This is a genomic window from Flavobacterium sp. KY-23415 (assembly GCF_055384985.1).
Genome location: NZ_AP044001.1, coordinates 3,447,117 through 3,470,612, shown reverse-complemented (window position 1 = coordinate 3,470,612; position 23,496 = coordinate 3,447,117). Strand labels below are relative to the sequence as shown.

Annotated in this window: 2 protein-coding genes; both read right to left on the bottom strand. The window is 31.9% G+C overall.

Annotated features, from left to right (window positions below; translation table 11 throughout):
- Positions 1-22 precede the first annotated feature (22 nt).
- Entirely contained in the window at positions 23-13,411 is a 13,389-nt protein-coding gene (locus tag ACZ49Z_RS15075) for an amino acid adenylation domain-containing protein (RefSeq protein ID WP_464305129.1), read from the bottom strand.
- Positions 13,408-23,244: a non-ribosomal peptide synthetase gene (locus tag ACZ49Z_RS15070; RefSeq protein ID WP_464305128.1), complete on the bottom strand. Its 9,837-nt coding sequence runs from the start codon at positions 23,242-23,244 to the stop codon at positions 13,408-13,410. Before ACZ49Z_RS15070 ends, ACZ49Z_RS15075 begins: the two co-directional genes overlap by 4 nt.
- Between the last annotated feature and the right edge of the window lie 252 nt (positions 23,245-23,496).

The following is a 23,496-nucleotide window of genomic DNA, read 5'->3' as shown; positions in this document are numbered from 1 at the left end:
AATTATATTTTATATTGTAACATTATATATTAACCATTTTACTATCTAATAGATTATTTACAATTTGTGAAAGTGATATAACATTATTACTTTTCATTACTGAGAAATGATTCCCAGAAACTTCTTGTATATCAAAATTTATAAAAAATTCACTTAATCTTTCTTTATTGTAAATAGCCCTTGATTCATTCGGCCAGACATATAATGTTTTAGCCTGAATTGAATCTTGAATGTAGTGTTTGTTTGATGCATTCAACAGAAGTCTTATTTTGTTTACTGCTTCAAAAAGCTCTCTTTTGTTCAAATGCAAAAAATCTGGAATTAACTGTTTAATTTCATCAGATAATAAATCTCTTAATGTATTAATTGATATCGTTTTAAATGTTTCAGAATTAAAAAAGGTTGACCATAATTCAGATAAAGAATGTATGTTTTTTAGATTAATCTCTTGATAATTGAAGTTGAATTCTAAAAAAATTGCTTCCGATTCAATATCAAAAGGTGAAGTCTCTAAATTTCTTTCAAATTTCAAAGAAGAATCTATAATAATAAGCTGATCTACATATTCATTCTGGCTTTCTAACTGAGTTGCCATTTCTACAGCGATTTCGCCTCCTAAACTCCAACCTAATATACGGTACGGTCCCACTTCTTGTATCTTCTTCATTTCTTTAATAAATTCTGAAGCTATTGAAGAAATACTTGGAGCTTCCTTCACATTATTTAATAATCCATACCTAATTCCATAGCAAGAATATGCTTTAATTTTTCTGGAAAGTTCCAAATAACCATTAATTTCTCCACTTCCATCATGTATCATGAATAATTTTTCTTTCCCTTTAACAGTATTAATTGGTATTACCATTTCATCTACCAGCGCTTTGTTTTCTAATTTACTGATTTTTTCAGCCAAAGAACTAATATTAGGGGTTAGAAAAATTTCAGAAATTGGCAACTCTATTTCAAAGACTTTTTTGATAAGATGTCTTAATGTAATAGCCAACAAAGAATGTCCTCCTAGTTTGAAAAAATCGGATGTAATGCTGATTTTCTCTTCTTCTATATCCAAAACTTCTGACCAAATTGTAACTAATTTTCTCTGAGTATCATTCTCGGCTGCTATATATTCCTCTACAATTGTAAAATCTGGACTAGGTAATAATTTCCTATCTATTTTGCCATTTGCATTCAACACAAAATTGTCCATCCAAATAAAAGCTGAAGGAACCATATAATCTGGCACTTTAGAGGATAAATACGTTTTTATTTTGGTAGCCGCTATTGGTTCATCTCCACAAACATAAGCTATCAGTTTTTTATGAATTCCAATTCCTGAAACTAATACCACTGCTCGATTAATAAAAGCACTTTCTTCTAAATAAAATTCTATTTCTCCTAATTCTATACGATAACCTCGAAGCTTTACTTGGTCATCATTACGCCCTAAATACTCAATTGTACCGTCGGGTAACCATCTTGCTTGATCTCCCGTTTTATAAATCCTTCCTTCTCCAAACGGATTAGAAATGAAACTTTTAGCCGTTAAGTCTTCTCGATTTAAATAACCTTGAGCCAATCCTTTTCCGCCTATATACAGTTCTCCTGCAACACCCTCTGGTAACAATTCCAAGTTATCTGACAGTATGTATAATGATGTATTGGCTATAGGACGACCAATAGATACTTTGTCTTTTGATCCCTCGATAGCATTATTTACTTGATATGTTGTACTGGTTACCGTAGTTTCTGTAGGTCCATATTCATTGTAAAATAAATATTGTGATGCTATTTTTTTTGCCAATCCTGGCTTACATATTTCTCCTCCTGAGATTACTCTTCTTAAACTCGGCAAATTATTAAAATCTACTTCTTCTAAAAAAGAAGGTGTGCTATGCAAATGGGTCACTTTATTTTCTCTTAAACATGAGTGGAAGGAATCCATTTCTAAAAGCGTTTCCCCATCAAGAACTACCAAGGCAGAACCGCTTGATAAGGCTAACCAAATTTGTTCTACTGATGCGTCAAAATAGTACGGTGAAAACTGAACAATGCGTTCATCTTTATCAATATTAAAATATTCTTTTTGACACTGAATTAAATTTGACACAGATTCATGTTGTATTAATACACCTTTAGGAAATCCTGTAGAACCCGAAGTATAGATTACATAAGCAATATCAAATGCGTTTACATAAGGTAACTCTCTATGTTTGCTTTGAGTATTATCTAAAATACTAATGTCCATCAAAGTATAACCAGTTGCTTCTTCTAATTCTGGTGAAACATTGCTTATAATAATATTCACATTACAATCCTGTAGCATATATGCTGTTCGAGCCATTGGCTGCTCTGGATTAAGAGGTAAATATGCTCCTCCTGACTTCATAATTGCAATAATTGCAACTATCATTTCTACAGAGCGAGTCATCATTAAACCAACAATTTCTCCTTTTTCAATATAATCAACTAGATGATGTGCCCACAATGCTGAACGATCGTCTAACTCCTTATAACTTAGCACAACATCATCCATGATTAATGCGTCGGAATTTGGTGTTTCTTCTACTCGATTTTTAAACAAATCCAATACCGTTTGGTCTAAATCATAGGCCGTTTTAGTGTTATTGAAATCGAAAAGTAATTTGCTCTTCTCTTCTTTTGAAAGAATATCAATATCCTTTATCCTTTGCGATTTGTCCTTTATAATTTCATCAATCATTCGAACTAAATAGCTCATAAAACGTTCTATAAGCAATGCGTCGAACAATTCTGTTCGATAAGTAAAAGATAAATTAATCTCTTCAGATTCTACTACATCCAAACTAAGATCAAATTTCGCAGTATTATAGGATATTTTGTAATCTGTAATTGTTAAAGGTAAATCTGAAAAACTAGAATTATCCTCAATTTGACCGTAGGAAAAGAAAACGTCAAACAAAGCATTACTGCTGGCTTCTCTTGAAATCTCTAATGCATCTACTAATTCATCATATTGAAACATTTGATGATCAAAAGCTGCTAAGGTAGTTTCTTGAACTGCAACAAGCAATTCATCGAATTTCATCTTCGAATCTACTTTGTTACGAAGTGCTAACGTATTAACAAACATACCCACAATTCCTTCTAGATCTGCATGATTGCGACCTGCTGTAACTGTCCCTACAATAATGTCTGTTTGGTTGGATAATTTACTCAATAATACGTTATATAATGATAAAAACAACGCATACATGGTTACTCCTTCTTCTTGTGCAATTGCTTTTAATTTATTGCTGATAATTGTATCTAAACGAACTGTATGGTTTTCTCCTTCATTGGGGTGCTTTGCTCTGTTTGAACGGTTTTTAGGAAGTTCCAGTGGGGTAATTTCCTCCGAAAACACATTCATCCAATAACTCTTATGCTTCAATGCTAATTCTTCTTGTGACTCGCTTTGTTGCCACACCGCATAATCCACATATTCAAGCGTTAAAGCGCTTAATGCATCTCCTTGATATAACATCCATAATTCTCGCATTATTATTTCAAATGATACTCCATCACTAATAATATGGTGCATGTCTATCATTAATAGATATGCTTCTGCTGAAATCTCTAGTAATGATGCTCGAAAAGGAAAATCCTCCGATAAATTAAATGGACGAATAAAATCAACTATAAATGAATCAATCAAGGAAATATTCCCTTTTTGAAAATCTATATGAAAATTTGAAGCATCTAAAATGTGTTGAACAGGAACATCATTAACAATATTAAATGTAGTGCGAAGACTTTGATGACGCATTACCAAATTTTTAAGCGCAGATGCTAAACGATCCTTATCTATAACTCCTGTAAGCTTAAAAAATGTAGGCATGTTATATACTGTACGCTCTCTATCAAATTCATAAAGAAAATACATTCTGCGTTGCGCTGAAGATAACGGATAATAAGCAGCTAATTCTGCCTTAGGAATCTTTAAAAAAGTAACCTGATCCATCTTTGAAATATGCAGGGATAACGCTGCTATAGTGCGATGTGCAAAAAAATCACGTATTGCAATATCTACATTATATATTTTCCTAATTTTATTAATCAATGTAATAGCCAACAAAGAATGTCCTCCTAGTTTGAAAAAATCGGATGTAATGCTGATTTTCTCTTCTTCTATATCCAAAACTTCTGACCAAATTGTAACTAATTTTCTCTGAGTATCATTCTCGGCTGCTATATATTCCTCTACAATTGTAAAATCTGGACTAGGTAATAATTTCCTATCTATTTTGCCATTTGCATTTACTGGAAAACGATCTAATTTAACATAATGAGAAGGCAACATATACAATGGCAACTTGTCTGATAAAAAACTATTAATTTCTTCCGTATCTTTTTCCTCATTTAAACACAAATAAGCCACTAGTTGCTTGTTTGATTTTTCGCCGTAAACCATCACTAATGCCTGATTCACTTCCGAAATTAATTCCAGCTCTGCCTCTATTTCTCCAAGCTCTATTCGATGACCTCTTATTTTTACTTGATTGTCATTTCTACCCAAATATTCTAACATACCCTCTGGAAGCCATCTCACTAAATCTCCTGTCTTATAAAGAAATCCTTCATCAAATGGATTTGCTAGAAAACGCTCTTTTGTAAACACATCATTATTGATGTAACCATTAGTAATCCCTAATCCTCCTATATACAACTCTCCTGCAACTCCCTCTGGTAATAAGTTCATATCCTTATCTAAAATATAAACCTGTGTATTGGCAATTGGACGACCTATGGATATTTTACCCATCTCAATATCTGTCTGTTCAATTTTTTTAAAAGTAGAAATTACTGTAGTTTCTGTAGGTCCATACGCATTATATAAATCATACTTTTTTAAAAGCTTATCTGCCAATCCTAACTTACAAGCTTCTCCGCCCACCATAATTCTTTTTAAATTTAATCCTTCCTCTAACTCAATCGTTTCTAAAAAAGAAGGTGTGCATCCTAAATGAGTAATATTGTATTTTTTTAAACTCGAATTAAACCTGTTAACATCTAATATATCTTCCTTGTTTACAATAAATAAAGTTACTCCGCTTACCAATGCTAACCAAATTTGTTCTACAGATCCATCAAAATAATATGGAAAAAACAATAATATATTTTCTTGTTGGTTAACATCATAAAGTTCTACTTGATGCTGAATCAAATTAGACACCCCTCGATGATTAACCATTACACCTTTAGGTTTTCCTGTAGAACCTGACGTATAGATAATATATGCCACATCATCAGCACCAAGCCTACGTAGAGGTTGATTATTACTTTGTCTTTTTTCGTCTAAGTCTTTTGGAGTAATATAAGTATAACCTTCTATGAAATTAGCATTTACATTTTCTAAATTACTCAATATCATTGATACTTCACATTCTTCCAACATCGCTATAGTTCGTGACATTGGCTGCTCTGGATTAAGAGGTAAATATGCTCCTCCTGACTTCATAATTGCAATAATTGCAACTATCATTTCTACAGAGCGAGTCATCATTAAACCAACAATTTCTCCTTTTTCAACATAATCAACTAGATGATGTGCCCACAATGCTGAACGATCGTCTAACTCCTTATAACTTAGCACAACATCATCCATGATTAATGCGTCGGAATTTGGTGTTTCTTCTACTCGATTTTTAAACAAATCCAATACCGTTTGGTCTAAATCATAGGCCGTTTTGGTGTTATTGAAATCGAAAAGTAATTTGCTCTTCTCTTCTTTTGAAAGAATATCAATATCCTTTATCCTTTGCGATTTGTCCTTTATAATTTCATCAATCATTCGAACTAAATAGCTCATAAAACGTTCTATAAGCAATGCGTCGAACAATTCTGTTCGATAAGTAAAAGATAAATTAATCTCTTCAGATTCTACTACATCCAAACTAAGATCAAATTTCGCAGTATTATAGGATATTTTGTAATCTGTAATTGTTAAAGGTAAATCTGGAAAACTAGAATTATCCTCAATTTGACCGTAGGAAAAGAAAACGTCAAACAAAGCATTACTGCTGGCTTCTCTTGAAATCTCTAATGCATCTACTAATTCATCATATTGAAACATTTGATGATCAAAAGCTGCTAAGGTAGTTTCTTGAACTGCAACAAGCAATTCATCGAATTTCATCTTCGAATCTACTTTGTTACGAAGTGCTAACGTATTAACAAACATACCCACAATTCCTTCTAGATCTGCATGATTGCGACCTGCTGTAACTGTCCCTACAATAATGTCTGTTTGGTTGGATAATTTACTCAATAATACGTTATATAACGATAAAAACAACGCATACATGGTTACTCCTTCTTCTTGTGCAATTGCTTTTAATTTATTGCTGATAATTGTATCTAAACGAACTGTATGGTTTTCTCCTTCATTGGGGTGCTTTGCTCTGTTTGAACGGTTTTTAGGAAGTTCCAGTGGGGTAATTTCCTCCGAAAACACATTCATCCAATAACTCTTATGCTTCAATGCTAATTCTTCTTGTGACTCGCTTTGTTGCCACACCGCATAATCCACATATTCAAGCGTTAAAGCGCTTAATGCATCTCCTTGATATAACATCCATAATTCTCGCATTATTATTTCAAATGATACTCCATCACTAATAATATGGTGCATGTCTATCATTAATAGATATGCTTCTGCTGAAATCTCTAGTAATGATGCTCGAAAAGGAAAATCCTCCGATAAATTAAATGGACGAATAAAATCAACTATAAATGAATCAATCAAGGAAATATTCCCTTTTTGAAAATCTGTATGAAAATTTGAAGCATCTAAAATGTGTTGAACAGGAACATCATTAACAATATTAAATGTAGTGCGAAGACTTTGATGACGCATTACCAAATTTTTAAGCGCAGATGCTAAACGATCCTTATCTATAACTCCTGTAAGCTTAAAAAATGTAGGCATGTTATATACTGTACGCTCTCTATCAAATTCATAAAGAAAATACATTCTGCGTTGCGCTGAAGATAACGGATAATAAGCAGCTAATTCTGCCTTAGGAATCGTTAAAAAAGTAACCTGATCCATCTTTGAAATATGCAGGGATAACGCTGCTATAGTGCGATGTGCAAAAAAATCACGTATTGCAATATCTACATTATATATTTTCCTAATTTTATTAATCAATGTAATAGCCAACAAAGAATGTCCTCCTAGTTTGAAAAAATCGGATGTAATGCTGATTTTCTCTTCTTCTATATCCAAAACTTCTGACCAAATTGTAACTAATTTTCTCTGAGTATCATTCTCGGCTGCTATATATTCCTCTACAATTGTAAAATCTGGACTAGGTAATAATTTCCTATCTATTTTGCCATTTGCATTCAACACAAAATTGTCCATCCAAATAAAAGCTGAAGGAATCATATAATCTGGCACTTTAGAGGATAAATACGTTTTTATTTTGGTAGCCGCTATTGGTTCATCTCCACAAACATAAGCTATCAGTTTTTTATGAATTCCAATTCCTGAAACTAATACCACTGCTCGATTAATAAAAGCACTTTCTTCTAAATAAAATTCTATTTCTCCTAATTCTATACGATAACCTCGAAGCTTTACTTGGTCATCGTTACGTCCTAAATATTCAATTGTACCGTCGGGTAACCATCTTGCTTGATCTCCCGTTTTATAAATCCTTCCTTCTCCAAACGGATTAGAAATGAAACTTTTAGCTGTTAAGTCTTCTCGATTTAAATAACCTTGAGCCAATCCTTTTCCGCCTATATACAGTTCTCCTGCAACACCCTCTGGTAACAATTCCAAGTTATCTGACAGTATGTATAAGGATGTATTGGCTATAGGACGACCAATAGATACTTTGTCTTTTGATCCCTCGATAGTATTATTTACTTGATATGTTGTACTGGTTACCGTAGTTTCTGTAGGTCCATATTCATTGTAAAATAAATATTGTGATGCTATTTTTTTTGCCAATCCTGGCTTACATATTTCTCCTCCTGAGATTACTCTTCTTAGACTCGGCAAATTATTAAAATCTACTTCTTCTAAAAAAGAAGGTGTGCTATGCAAATGGGTCACTTTATTTTCTCTTAAACATGAGTGGAAGGAATCCATTTCTAAAAGCGTTTCCCCATCAAGAACTACCAAGGCAGAACCGCTTGATAAGGCTAACCAGATTTGTTCTACTGATGCGTCAAAATAGTACGGTGAAAACTGAACAATGCGTTCATCTTTATCAATATTAAAATATTCTTTTTGACACTGAATTAAATTTGACACAGATTCATGTTGTATTAATACACCTTTAGGAAGTCCTGTAGAACCCGAAGTATAGATTACATAAGCAATATCTAATGCGTTTACATAAGGTAACTCTTTATGTTTGCTTTGAGTATTATCTAAAATACTAATGTCCATCAAAGTATAACCAGTTGCTTCTTCTAATTCTGGTGAAACATTGCTTATAATAATATTCACATTACAATCCTGTAGCATATATGCTGTTCGTGACATTGGCTGCTCTGGATTAAGAGGTAAATACGCTCCTCCTGACTTCATAATTGCAATAATTGCAACTATCATTTCTACAGAGCGAGTCATCATTAAACCAACAATTTCTCCTTTTTCAATATAATCAACTAGATGATGTGCCCACAATGCTGAACGATCGTCTAACTCCTTATAACTTAGCACAACATCATCCATGATTAATGCGTCGGAATTTGGTGTTTTTTCTACTCGATTTTTAAACAAATCCAATACCGTTTGGTCTAAATCATAGGCCGTTTTGGTGTTATTGAAATCGAAAAGTAATTTGCTCTTCTCTTCTTTTGAAAGAATATCAATATCCTTTATCCTTTGCGATTTGTCCTTTATAATTTCATCAATCATTCGAACTAAATAGCTCATAAAACGTTCTATAAGCAATGCGTCGAACAATTCTGTTCGATAAGTAAAAGATAAATTAATCTCTTCAGATTCTACTACATCCAAACTAAGATCAAATTTCGCAGTATTATAGGATATTTTGTAATCTGTAATTGTTAAAGGTAAATCTGGAAAACTAGAATTATCCTCAATTTGACCGTAGGAAAAGAAAACGTCAAACAAAGCATTACTGCTGGCTTCTCTTGAAATCTCTAATGCATCTACTAATTCATCATATTGAAACATTTGATGATCAAAAGCTGCTAAGGTAGTTTCTTGAACTGCAACAAGCAATTCATCGAATTTCATCTTCGAATCTACTTTGTTACGAAGTGCTAACGTATTAACAAACATACCCACAATTCCTTCTAGATCTGCATGATTGCGACCTGCTGTAACTGTCCCTACAATAATGTCTGTTTGGTTGGATAATTTACTCAATAATACGTTGTATAACGATAAAAACAACGCATACATGGTTACTCCTTCTTCTTGTGCAATTGCTTTTAATTTATTGCTGATAATTGTATCTAAACGAACTGTATGGTTTTCTCCTTCATTGGGGTGCTTTGCTCTGTTTGAACGGTTTTTAGGAAGTTCCAGTGGGGTAATTTCCTCCGAAAACACATTCATCCAATAACTCTTATGCTTCAATGCTAATTCTTCTTGTGACTCGCTTTGTTGCCACACCGCATAATCCACATATTCAAGCGTTAAAGCGCTTAATGCATCTCCTTGATATAACATCCATAATTCTCGCATTATTATTTCAAATGATACTCCATCACTAATAATATGGTGCATGTCTATCATTAATAGATATGCTTCTGCTGAAATCTCTAGTAATGATGCTCGAAAAGGAAAATCCTCCGATAAATTAAATGGACGAATAAAATCAACTATAAATGAATCAATCAAGGAAATATTCCCTTTTTGAAAATCTGTATGAAAATTTGAAGCATCTAAAATGTGTTGAACAGGAACATCATTAACAATATTAAATGTAGTGCGAAGACTTTGATGACGCATTACCAAATTTTTAAGCGCAGATGCTAAACGATCCTTATCTATAACTCCTGTAAGCTTAAAAAATGTAGGCATGTTATATACTGTACGCTCTCTATCAAATTCATAAAGAAAATACATTCTGCGTTGCGCTGAAGATAACGGATAATAAGCAGCTAATTCTGCCTTAGGAATCTTTAAAAAAGTAACCTGATCCATCTTTGAAATATGCAGGGATAACGCTGCTATAGTGCGATGTGCAAAAAAATCACGTATTGCAATATCTACATTATATATTTTCCTAATTTTATTAATCAATGTAATAGCCAACAAAGAATGTCCTCCTAGTTTGAAAAAATCGGATGTAATGCTGATTTTCTCTTCTTCTATATCCAAAACTTCTGACCAAATTGTAACTAATTTTCTCTGAGTATCATTCTCGGCTGCTATATATTCCTCTACAATTGTAAAATCTGGACTAGGTAATAATTTCCTATCTATTTTGCCATTTGCATTTACTGGAAAACGATCTAATTTAACATAATGAGAAGGCAACATATACAATGGCAACTTGTCTGATAAAAAACTATTAATTTCTTCCGTATCTTTTTCCTCATTTAAACACAAATAAGCCACTAGTTGCTTGTTTGATTTTTCGCCGTAAACCATCACTAATGCCTGATTCACTTCCGAAATTAATTCCAGCTCTGCCTCTATTTCTCCAAGCTCTATTCGATGACCTCTTATTTTTACTTGATTGTCATTTCTACCCAAATATTCTAACATACCCTCTGGAAGCCATCTCACTAAATCTCCTGTCTTATAAAGAAATCCTTCATCAAATGGATTTGCTAGAAAACGCTCTTTTGTAAACACATCATTATTGATGTAACCATTAGTAATCCCTAATCCTCCTATATACAACTCTCCTGCAACTCCCTCTGGTAATAAGTTCATATCCTTATCTAAAATATAAACCTGTGTATTGGCAATTGGACGACCTATGGATATTTTACCCATCTCAATATCTGTCTGTTCAATTTTTTTAAAAGTGGATGTTACTGTAGTTTCTGTAGGTCCGTATTCATTATATAAATCATACTTTTTTAAAAGCTTATCTGCCAATCCTAACTTACAAGCTTCACCACCTACAATGATTCTTTTTAAATTTAATCCTTCTTCTAGATCTATTGCTTCTAAAAAAGAAGGTGTACAATCTAGGTGTGTAATATTGTATTTTTTTAAACTCGAATTAAACCTATTGACATCTAAAATATCCTCTTCTTTAAAAACAACTAATCTTTCTCCACTTGCTAATGCTAACCAAATTTGTGATACAGATGCATCAAAATAATATGGTGAAAACAATAATATATTTTCTTCTTGATTAACATCATAAAGTTCTACTTGATGCTGAATTAAATTAGACACCCCTCGATGATTAACCATTACACCTTTAGGTTTTCCTGTAGAACCTGAAGTATAGATAATATATGCCACATCATCAGCACCAAGCCTACGTAGAGGTTGATTATTACTTTGTCTTTTTTCGTCTAAGTCTTTTGGAGTAATGTAAGTATAACCTTCTATGAAATTAGCATTTACATTTTCTAAATTACTCAATATCATTGATACTTCACATTCTTCCAACATCGCTATAGTTCGTGACATTGGCTGCTCTGGATTAAGAGGTAAATATGCTCCTCCTGACTTCATAATTGCAATAATTGCAACTATCATTTCTACAGAGCGAGTCATCATTAAACCAACAATTTCTCCTTTTTCAACATAATCAACTAGATGATGTGCCCACAATGCTGAACGATCGTCTAACTCCTTATAACTTAGCACAACATCATCCATGATTAATGCGTCGGAATTTGGTGTTTTTTCTACTCGATTTTTAAACAAATCCAATACCGTTTGGTCTAAATCATAGGCCGTTTTAGTGTTATTGAAATCGAAAAGTAATTTGCTCTTCTCTTCTTTTGAAAGAATATCAATATCCTTTATCCTTTGCGATTTATCCTTTATAATTTCATCAATCATTCGAACTAAATAATCTAAAAATCTAGAAATGCTTGACGCTGTAAATAAATCTTTTCTGTATTCAAAACACAAATTAATTTCTTCGGATTCTACTACATCCAAACTAAGATCAAATTTCGCAATATTTGAAGCAACTTTGTGGTCTGTAATTGTTATCGGTAAATCTTGGTAATTAGAAGCTTCAATTGCTTGGCTGTAGGAAAAGAAAACGTCAAACAATGGATTACTGTTAGCTTCTCTTGAAATCTCTAGAGCATCTACTAATTCATCATATTGAAACATTTGATGATCAAAAGCTGCTAAGGTAGTTTCTTGAACTGCAACAAGCAATTCATCGAATTTCATCTTCGAATCTACTTTGTTACGAAGTGCTAACGTATTAACAAACATACCCACAATTCCTTCTAGATCTGCGTGATTGCGACCTGCAGTTGGTGTACCAACAATGATGTCTGTCTGATTGGATAATTTACTCAATAGTACGTTGTATAACGATAAAAACAACGCATACATGGTTACTCCTTGTAAACTAGCTAAAGTGCGAAGTTGATCACTCTGTATTTTAGACAACTTTACCATACAAGTTCCTCCTTCATCGCTTGGAATTAATGGTCTTGGATTGTCTAAGGGTAATTCTAAAGCATTAACATCTTCATTATAAATCTCTAACCAATATTCTCTATGCTCAGATACTGATTCTTGATATGATTCACTTTGCTGCCATTCCACATAATCAGTATATTCAATATTTAACTCCGGTAAGTTATTTTCAGCATACAATGCCCAAAGATCATGTGTCAAAATTTCATTCGAAACTCCATCATTAATAATATGATGAGTATCTGTCATTAACAAATAGTCTTCATCAATAACATCTACTAAAGTTACTCGAAAAGGGAATTCTTGAGATAAATTGAATGGACGTATAAATTCTGAAACTAATTTATCAATATCATTAGCTTGAATTTGTTTGTAAACTATCTCAAATTCAGATATATCTAGCAAACTTTGAACTGGAATATCATTTTGAATACTAAATATAGTATGTAAGCTTTGATGACGTGCTACAAGTTGTTTAACAGCTTTATCAAATTTAATCCTATCTAATGATCTTCCAAGCCTATAAAACAAAGGCATATTATAACTAACCCCTTTTTTATCAAACTCATATAAGAAGTACATGCGCTTTTGAACAGAAGATAGAGTGTAATATTCTTTTTTAGGAGCTTTAGCAATAGTCTTTGAAGATTCTTTACGCTTCATTGAATTGAAAAAAGCAATAATTTCTTGTTTATTCTTTTTTAATTCTTCAATTACTTGTTGTGTTAACATTTCATTAGGATCGTTAACAATTAATTGCTCCTCACGAACAGTAACAATGATATTGTTATTTCTTAGATTCGTAATAAATTCAGCGATTCTCATATGATTAATTTTGCATTCTCAAGATTGATGTCTGATTCATCAGCTAATTGTTTCACAGTAAGAATATAATCTGCAATTCCTTTAATGTCATGCATTAAGAATAACTCCTTTAAAGAGATTTCAACAGAAAACACTTTGTTTATTCGATTAATAAATGCCATGGCTTTTAACGAATTTCCTCCAATGTTGAAAAAATTTTCATTCGTACTTAGAGTAGAAACTTCTATTTTTAAAAGTTCAGACAAAATTGTGATTAATTGAGCTTCCACCTCGTTTGAAGGTGCTATAAATTGCTTATTTAGTGCGATGCTTGGCAAAGGCAATTCTTTTTTATTTAATTTACCATTAGCGGTAAAAGGAAACTCTACTACATTCATAAATAATGAAGGTACCATATATTCTGGCAATCGTTTTTTTAGATAATCTTGTATTTCTTGAATTGATATTTCAGTTCCATTATCTATATAGTAAGCCACTATTAGAGGTTCTTGATCTAAATATCTAAAATCTACAATTGCATTTTTGATTTGTGGATGACTTGAAAGGACATGCTCTATTTCCCCCAATTCAATTCTATAACCTCTAAGTTTTACTTGATGATCATTTCTTCCAAGAAATTCAATATTTCCTTCAGGAGTCCATTTAGCAAGATCTCCAGTTTTATATAATTTATGTGAACTATTATCCTCAAAAATATTTGTTATAAATTTTTCTGAAGTTAATTCTGGTTTATTGAGATAACCACGTGACACTTGAATTCCCCCAATAACTAGTTCACCAACTACGCCAATAGGTTGTTGAATATTATCTTGATCTACTATATAAATTTGTGTATTTGCTACAGGCTTTCCAATTGGAATTGTATCTCCTTTATAATCTGTCAATTCAATTGCAGTCACATCAATTGCTGCTTCTGTAGGGCCATACAGATTGAAAATTTGTGCATTTGGACACTTTTTCTGAAATTTTTGTAAAGTTGAATTGGATAATGCTTCTCCACTACAAATTACTTTTTGTTGCAAATTCACAAAATTTAAACTCTCATCTAATTCACTAATAAAAACATCTAACATTGTAGGAACAAAATGCATGATATTTATTCGTTCTTTTTCTATGAGTTGTTGTAAATACAAAGGATCTTTTTCTCCGTCTGGAATGGCAAATATTAATTTTGCTCCGGTCATTATCGGTAATAATAACTCCCATACCGAAACATCAAAACAAAAAGTTGTTTTTTGTAAAATAACATCTGCTTCAGTTACATTTATATAGTCGCGCATCCAAACTAATCGATTATAAATTCCATCATGCTGATTCATTACACCTTTAGGATTACCCGTAGTCCCAGAAGTATAAATAACATATGCTAAAGAATTTTCAGGTATCTTAATATTTGGAGAAGATGTTAGTGCATTTTTATATATAGCCACATCGTCAAGATTAAGAGATTCTATGTTATTAAAAAATGGTTTATAACTACTTTCTGTCAATATGATAGTTGGTTTTACATCATCTAGAATATAGTCAATGCGATTTTGTGGATATCTTGGATCTATTGGCACGTAGGCCCCACCTGCTTTTAAAATACCTAATATCCCTATTATCATTTCTAACGATCTATCTACACAAATAGGTACTAAAGTATCTGTTGTTACCCCTTTATTAACCAACACATTGGCTAATTGATTTGAAACGACATCAAGTTCTTTATAGGTTAATTTTTTATCTTTAAAATGAACTGCATCTTTTCCTGGATTAGATTGTACTTGTGTATTGAATAAATCTAATACGGTTTGATCTCTAGCATAATCTATAGTAGTATTATTAAACTCTTTTAATAACTTACGATCTTCTTTTTCAGCTTCTGAAAGTATGATTTCTTTATCTATTAAAGCATTTTCACTATATAAAAACTGATCTAGTGTCAGCTTAAAATATGCTGCTAATTTTTTTACTTGATCTCTACTGAAAACCGCTGTTGAATATCGTAATAATAATCGGAAGCTTTTGTTGTAAACTCCTCCGTGTTCCTGTCTAAGATCATGTGCTTCGATATGGAAACCGAAAGGAAAATGTTCATTTAAATAAAATTCTGACAAAGAATCTTCTCCTTCCAAATCGATTGAAGAATCATATGCTTCCCATTCTTTAAAAATTTGGAAGTCTAAATAATTAAACGCAACATCAAAAATTGGGTTATGGTGACCTGCTGGTTCATTAGTAAATTCTAATATTTTATAGAAAGGAACTCGCTCATGATACTTTAACGTTCTTAATTTGTCCTCAATATAATTGATATATTCACCCCATGTGATATTTTTTTGAATTTTTGCTCTAAAAGGAATAGTATTTAGAAAACAGCCTAAAAGTTTGCCTCCATCTGGTGTTAATGGTCTGTTATTAGTAACAATTCCAAGTGTTAAATCATTTTCATAATTCAACATATTCATTGTATAAATATAAGAAGCAAAACAAAGGTGTTTAAAGCTAGTGTTGTATCGTAAAGCTAGTTTCTCTAAATCTTCCCTAAATTCAATTGGAAACTCAAACACATCACTTATAAATATGTGTTCATCTTCTGTAGATGGTAATTCAAATCGAGAATAACCGTCTAACTCTTCTTGCCAATACTCTAAAGAGGCTTGGTTTTTTCCTGCAGACAATTCTCCGATAATTTGATCTTCGTATGTACTTTGTAAGCGCACTGGAACATAATCTGCATTTCTTGTCAAAATGGTATACATGTTCAGTAATTCTGTTAAGAAAGAAGAAAGACTCCATCCATCAAATAAAGAATGATGAAAATCTAGTAACAAATATTGATAATCGTCTCTTACTTTGATAATATTGATACGCCAAGTTAATGAAAATGATAAGTCTGACTTTCTCCTTTTTTCTTCTAATAATTTATTTTTTACAAAAGATTTTTGTCCCTCTTTATCTAAATGACGAATGTCTATAAAATTAACTTCTGGAGTTATTTTTTTCATAATGATATGTGCAAAATACTCCAAATCATATACCTTACGAAGTGTAGTATGCTTATCAATCATCAAATTTAATGCATGCTTAAATAATTCAAAATCAAAATTTTTAACAGGATAATCATACATATTTTGCTCATGATAAATGATTTCATGAATATCATCTGATTTACTTTTTAAAAACTCAAAAACCATCCCCTTTTCAACACCATTCATTGGATAAACAGCCTCATAGCTGTCTAAAAATTTCCCTTCTTCACGGTATGCTTCAGCAAATGCACGTAGTTCCTCTTTAACTTCTTGTAAGGTTCTTTTACTCTCATCATCTTTTTGAAAATCTACCATTTTATCTGCTAATTCTGCAATGGTTTGATATGAGTATAAATCTGCAATAGTTAAAGACGCATTCAATTTATTATTGATGTTAGAAATTAAACCAATAGCCTTTAAAGAGTCTCCTCCCAAACTAAAGTAATTATCATTAACCCCAACTTTCGATATTTGCAATACTTCTTCCCAAATAGATACCATTTGTACTTCTTCCTTTGTTCTTGGAGCTGTGTATGATTCTCCCAATGAATCTTTACTTGGTGATGGTAATTTTGAAATGGCAATTTTATTATTCGATGTCATTGGGAATTCGTCCAGTTTAACAAAATAGGACGGAATCATATAATTTGGTAAATGTTCTCCTAAATGAGAACGAATTGCAGACACTTCTAAGGTTTCTGTACCTATATAATAGGCACATAAATAAGGATGCCCCTCTTCTGAATCACGTTTAATGACTACAGCATCATTGATAGTTGAATGCTGTAGTAAATGATGTTCTATTTCCTTTAATTCTATTCTAAATCCTTTTAATTGTACTTGATTATCTATGCGTCCCAAGTATTCTAAATCTCCATTTTCTAATAGTCTGCCTAAATCACCTGAACGATAAAATAATTCTCCTTTGCGATAGGGATTTGATATGAATCTAGAATTGGTTAATTCTTCCTTGTTCAAATATCCTCTTACTACTCCTGATCCTCCAACGTAGATTTCTCCAATTACTCCCTGAGGTACTAGCGCTTTATTTTCATCTAATATATATATGGAAGTCGTTGGAATTGGTTTTCCTAGGTTACTTATGTTTTCTTCTATTTCTCTTTGCCCTATTTCTTTGTAGGTAGCATGGACTGTTACTTCTGTAATTCCATACATATTTACCAACTTCACATTTGGATATTGTGCTTTCCATGATTTTAATTTGTAGGGAACTAATGCTTCTCCTCCAAAAATAACATAGCGCAAATCATTCAATGCGATAGCTTTTCTCTCGCACTCTTCCATTAAATTGTTAAAGGCTGTTGGTGTTTGGTTCAATACCGTTACTTTATGTCTCTTTAATAGTTGAATATATCGTGAAGGATCTCTTGCTATGAATGATGGAACTATAATAACTTTTCCTCCAAAAAATAATGCACCATACATTTCCCAAACACTAAAATCAAAACAATGACTATGGAACATGGTCCAAACATCATTTGCTCCAAAATTGAATTGAAATGCATCATTAAAAAACAAACGAACCACATTGCGGTGTTCTACCATAACTCCTTTAGGGTTTCCTGTAGTACCAGAAGTATAAATGATATAACATAAATCTTCAGGGCGATTCATCTGCTCAATATTAGATACTTGCTGATTTTTATCAATCACATTTTCTAATAATATTCTTTTAACATTTGTTCCTGCTATAAGCTCTTCATTTTCGCTATTGGTAACAAGAACTTCTGCTCTACTATCTTCTAGCATATAGTTTAAGCGGCCTTGAGGATAATTTGGATCTAATGGCATATAGCAACCACCCGATTTTAGAATACCTAACATTCCTACTACTGTGTATAGGTCTTTATCTACCAATAAACCAACAATATCATTGCGACCAATGCCTTGCGAACGCAATTCATAAGCTAACAGATTGGAAAGATTGTTCAACTCCTCATAAGTCAACGATTCGCCTTCACAAACAACTGCAACTGCATTTGGTCTTTCTGCTACTTGGGCTTCAAACAAATCTATAATGGTAGCTTTTTCGGGATATGAAACATTAATAAGGTTGTTTAATTTTTGAATTTTTACCTTGTCTGGATTAAATAGTATTGTTTCCTTCTTTAAAGGTGTTGTTACAGCGTCTAGAAATTGATCTAAAGTCGATTTAAAATAACTTGATAATTTAACTACATCTTCCTTACTAAAAGTTGCTGTTGAATGTGTTAGGGCTAGTCTAAAATCATTGTCACGTGCATAAATATGAAAATCAATGCTTGTGTTGTTATTCATAAAGAAATTAGATTCTTTAAAATCATTAGGCCTTACAATACTATCTTCATTTTGAATTTCTGTATAACGTCTAAAATCTATATAATTAAAAGACACATCAAAAATTGGATTATTTTCTGTAGCAGGTTCTTTTATAATTTCTAATATTTTATAGAAAGGAACTCTTTCATGATATTTTAACGTTCTTAATTTGTCTTCTATAAAGTTAATGTATTCTCCCCAAGTAATATTATTTGGAATTTTTGCTCTAAAAGGAATAGTATTAAGAAAACAACCTAAAAGTTGCTCACCATCGGGCGTTAAAGGTCTATTATTTGTTACTACACCTAATGTAATATCGTCTTCAAAACTCAACATATTCATGGCATAGATATATGCAGCAAAACAAAGGTGCTTGAAACTCGTATTGTATTCTAATGCTATTTTTTCTAATTGAATTCTGTATTCTCTACCATAATTAAACCACTCACAATTAAACTGATGCTCTTTTCCTGTGGTAGGTAATTTAAATCGAGTATAATCTTTCAATTCCTGTTGCCAATATTCAATTGAAGATTGTTCTTTTACAGAAACTAATTCTCCAATTATTTGATCTCTATATGTACTTTGCAAGGGTTCAGGAATATAGTTTCGATCATTTGCTAAAAATGAATATGTAGAAGATAATTCGGTAACGAATGAGGAAAGACTCCATCCATCAAACAAAGAATGATGAAAATCTAGTAACATGTATTGGTAGTCGTCTCTTACTTTGATAATATTGATACGCCACAATAATGAAAACGATAAGTCTGTTTGTCTTTGCTTTTCTTCCAGTAATTTCTTGTTTATAAAAGCTTCTTGTTCTTTAGTTTCTAAATGGCAGATATCTACAAGACTAACTTCTGGAGAAACTTTTTTCATAATAATGTGAACAAGCTTTTCTAAGTCGTAAATCTTACGTAAAGTATCATGTTTTTCAGTCATTAGACCTACAGCATACTTAAACAATTCAAAATCAAAATCTTTTACTGGATAATTATAGATGTTTTGTTCATGATAGACAATTTCATGAACACTTTTTGGTTTACTTTTAAGTGAGTGAAAAACCATCCCTTTTTCAACACCATTCATTGGATAAACAGCCTCATAGCTGTCTAAAAATTTCTCTTCTTCACGGTATGCTTCTGCAAATGCACGTAGTTCTTCTTCTATTTCTTCTAAAGTTCGTTTGCTATCATTATTTTGCATAGAAGCAGCTACTTTTACTGCCAATTCTGCAATAGTTTGGTACGAATAAATATCTGCAATAGTTAAAGACGCATTCAATTTATTATTGATGTTAGAAATTAAACCAATAGCCTTTAAAGAGTCTCCTCCCAAACTAAAGTAATTATCATTAACCCCAACTTTCGATATTTGCAATACTTCTTCCCAAATGGATACCATTTGTACTTCTTCCTTTGTTCTTGGAGCTGTGTATGATTCTCCCAATGAATCTTTACTTGGTGATGGTAATTTTGAAATGGCAATTTTATTATTCGATGTCATTGGGAATTCGTCCAGTTTAACAAAATAGGACGGAATCATATAATTTGGTAAATGTTCTCCTAAATGAGAACGAATTGCAGACACTTCTAAGGTTTCTGTACCTATATAATAGGCACATAAATAAGGATGCCCCTCTTCTGAATCACGTTTAATGACTACAGCATCATTGATAGTTGAATGCTGTAGTAAATGATGTTCTATTTCCTTTAATTCTATTCTAAATCCTTTTAATTGTACTTGATTATCTATGCGTCCCAAGTATTCTAAATCTCCATTTTCTAATAGTCTGCCTAAATCACCTGAACGATAAAATAATTCTCCTTTGCGATAGGGATTTGATATGAATCTAGAATTGGTTAATTCTTCCTTGTTCAAATATCCTCTTACTACTCCTGATCCTCCAACGTAGATTTCTCCAATTACTCCCTGAGGTACTAGCGCTTTATTTTCATCTAATATATATATGGAAGTCGTTGGAATTGGTTTTCCTAGGTTACTTATGTTTTCTTCTATTTCTCTTTGCCCTATTTCTTTGTAGGTAGCATGGACTGTTACTTCTGTAATTCCATACATATTTACCAACTTCACATTTGGATATTGTGCTTTCCATGATTTTAATTTGTAGGGAACTAATGCTTCTCCTCCAAAAATGACATAGCGCAAATCATTCAATCCGATAGCTTTTCTCTCGCACTCTTCCATTAAATTGTTAAAGGCTGTTGGTGTTTGGTTCAATACCGTTACTTTATGTCTCTTTAATAGTTGAATATATCGTGAAGGATCTCTTGCTATGAATGATGGAACTATAATAACTTTACCTCCAAAAAATAATGCACCATACATTTCCCAAACACTAAAATCAAAACAATGACTATGGAACATGGTCCAAACATCATTTGCTCCAAAATTGAATTGAAATGCATCATTAAAAAACAAACGAACCACATTGCGATGTTCTACCATAACTCCTTTAGGGTTTCCTGTAGTACCAGAAGTATAAATGATATAACATAAATCTTCAGGGCGATTCATCTGCTCAATATTAGATACTTGCTGATTTTTATCAATCACATTTTCTAATAATATTCTTTTAACATTTGTTCCTGCTATAAGCTCTTCATTTTCGCTATTGGTAACAAGAACTTCTGCTCTACTATCTTCTAGCATATAGTTTAAGCGGCCTTGAGGATAATTTGGATCTAATGGCATATAGCAACCACCCGATTTTAGAATACCTAACATTCCTACTACTGTGTATAGGTCTTTATCTACCAATAAACCAACAATATCATTGCGACCAATGCCTTGCGAACGCAATTCATAAGCTAACAGATTGGAAAGATTGTTCAACTCCTCATAAGTCAACGATTCGCCTTCACAAACAACTGCAACTGCATTTGGTCTTTCTGCTACTTGGGCTTCAAACAAATCTATAATGGTAGCTTTTTCGGGATATGAAACATTAATAAGGTTGTTTAATTCTAATGTTTGTTGTATTTCATTTTCTGAAAGCAACGTTAGTTCTGACAAAGTAATTTCTGGATATTGAATAATCTGTTCCAATATTTTTTTGTAGTAACCAATAAACCTTTCAATAGTATTTTCGGTAAAAAGATCTGTTGCATACTCTAATTCAAAACTTAATCCTGAGGATTCTTCTTTTGCTCCTAATGTAAGGTCAAATTTAGAAGTTTTAGATTCGAATTTGTATTCTTCAATAGTGGCAGATTTAATCTTAAAAGCTTCTTGTTTATTATTTTGTAAAACAAATACACAATCAAACAAAGGATTCCTTCCTGGGTCTCTTTCTATCCTTAAATCATTAATCAAATCTTCATAAGGATATTCATCATTGTCTAGATAATTAAGTATTTTACTATGAAGCAATTGAGCATACATTTTAAAACTCAAGGTATCATCTAAGGATATTGGCAATGCTAATGTATTAGCAAACATCCCTATGATATCTTCTAATTGATGATGCTTTCTTCCCGCAACAAGTGTACCAATAACCACATTATTATTTCTGCTTAGTTTAGAGAGTAATATACCATATACTCCAATTAACATTGTAAACAGAGTAATCTCGCTATTTTTAATAATCTGATTAAGTTTATCTTTTTCCTCAAGAGAAACATTAAATTTTGCTACATTCCCTTTGAATGATTTTTCTTTTGGTCTCGGAAAATCATAGGGTAATTCTAATATGTTATATTCTCTATTAAACTGATTGACCCAAAAACTCTTTTGGTTTTGTACTGATTTTTGATGTTGATCACTTAAAAACCACTCCGAATAATCTTTATATTGTATTTGCAGAGGTACTAAATCCTCACCTTCATAGAGTTGAGTAAATTCCTTCATAAGAATTTGAACAGAAACACCATCAGAAGCAATATGATGCATATCTATCAAAATATAATGAGCATCTTTTGAAACTTCCATAACTGCCACTCTAATTAGCGGTGGATTACTTAAATCAAAAGGTCTAATAAATTCATGAATGATAGTGTCTATATTAGTTTCATGTCCTTTAATATATTCAATTTCAAAATTAACTTGCTCTAAAACTTTTTGTACAGGTGAATTATTAGCATCTAAACTGAAACTCATTCGAAAACATTCGTGTCGTTTTATTAAAGATTCAAAAACATTTTCGAGCTTTTCGGTGCTCAACTCTCCAGTAACCTTTAAAACCCCTGATTGATTATATGCCAAAGATGATTCATTGAATTGGTTTACTAGAAATAATCTAAATTGAGCTGGTGTTAGTGGGTAAGCTTCTTTTATAGCTGCATTTGGTATTTCAGTAGTAGTATTATTGAGACCTTCTCTGTTGGCTAAATAATTAATTAAATTACTTTTATTTTCCTTTAGCTCTTTAATTATATTAGGATTGTCAAAATTTTTTGGAACAACAATTTTTAAATTTTTATCAACAACTTTAAGTTTAATTTCTAACTCTTTTAATTTTAATAGTAACTCTTCCATATTCGAAAATATTATAATGTTTGTTTGACTTATGCGTCTAATGTTGTGTTAATATTGGTTTATTGTAGGTTAACTGTTTAAAAAAGTTGGGACAGTTTAACTTTGTACTTTTGTGAGGAAAAACAAAACAACATTTGTTTACCTTAGGTTCACGTTTAAAGTGATAACACCTTTAGAGAAAGAATTTAGGTATAATGAAAAATATACCTAAATATGTTTGACTAATGTTAATTTTGTGAAATATTCAAAATA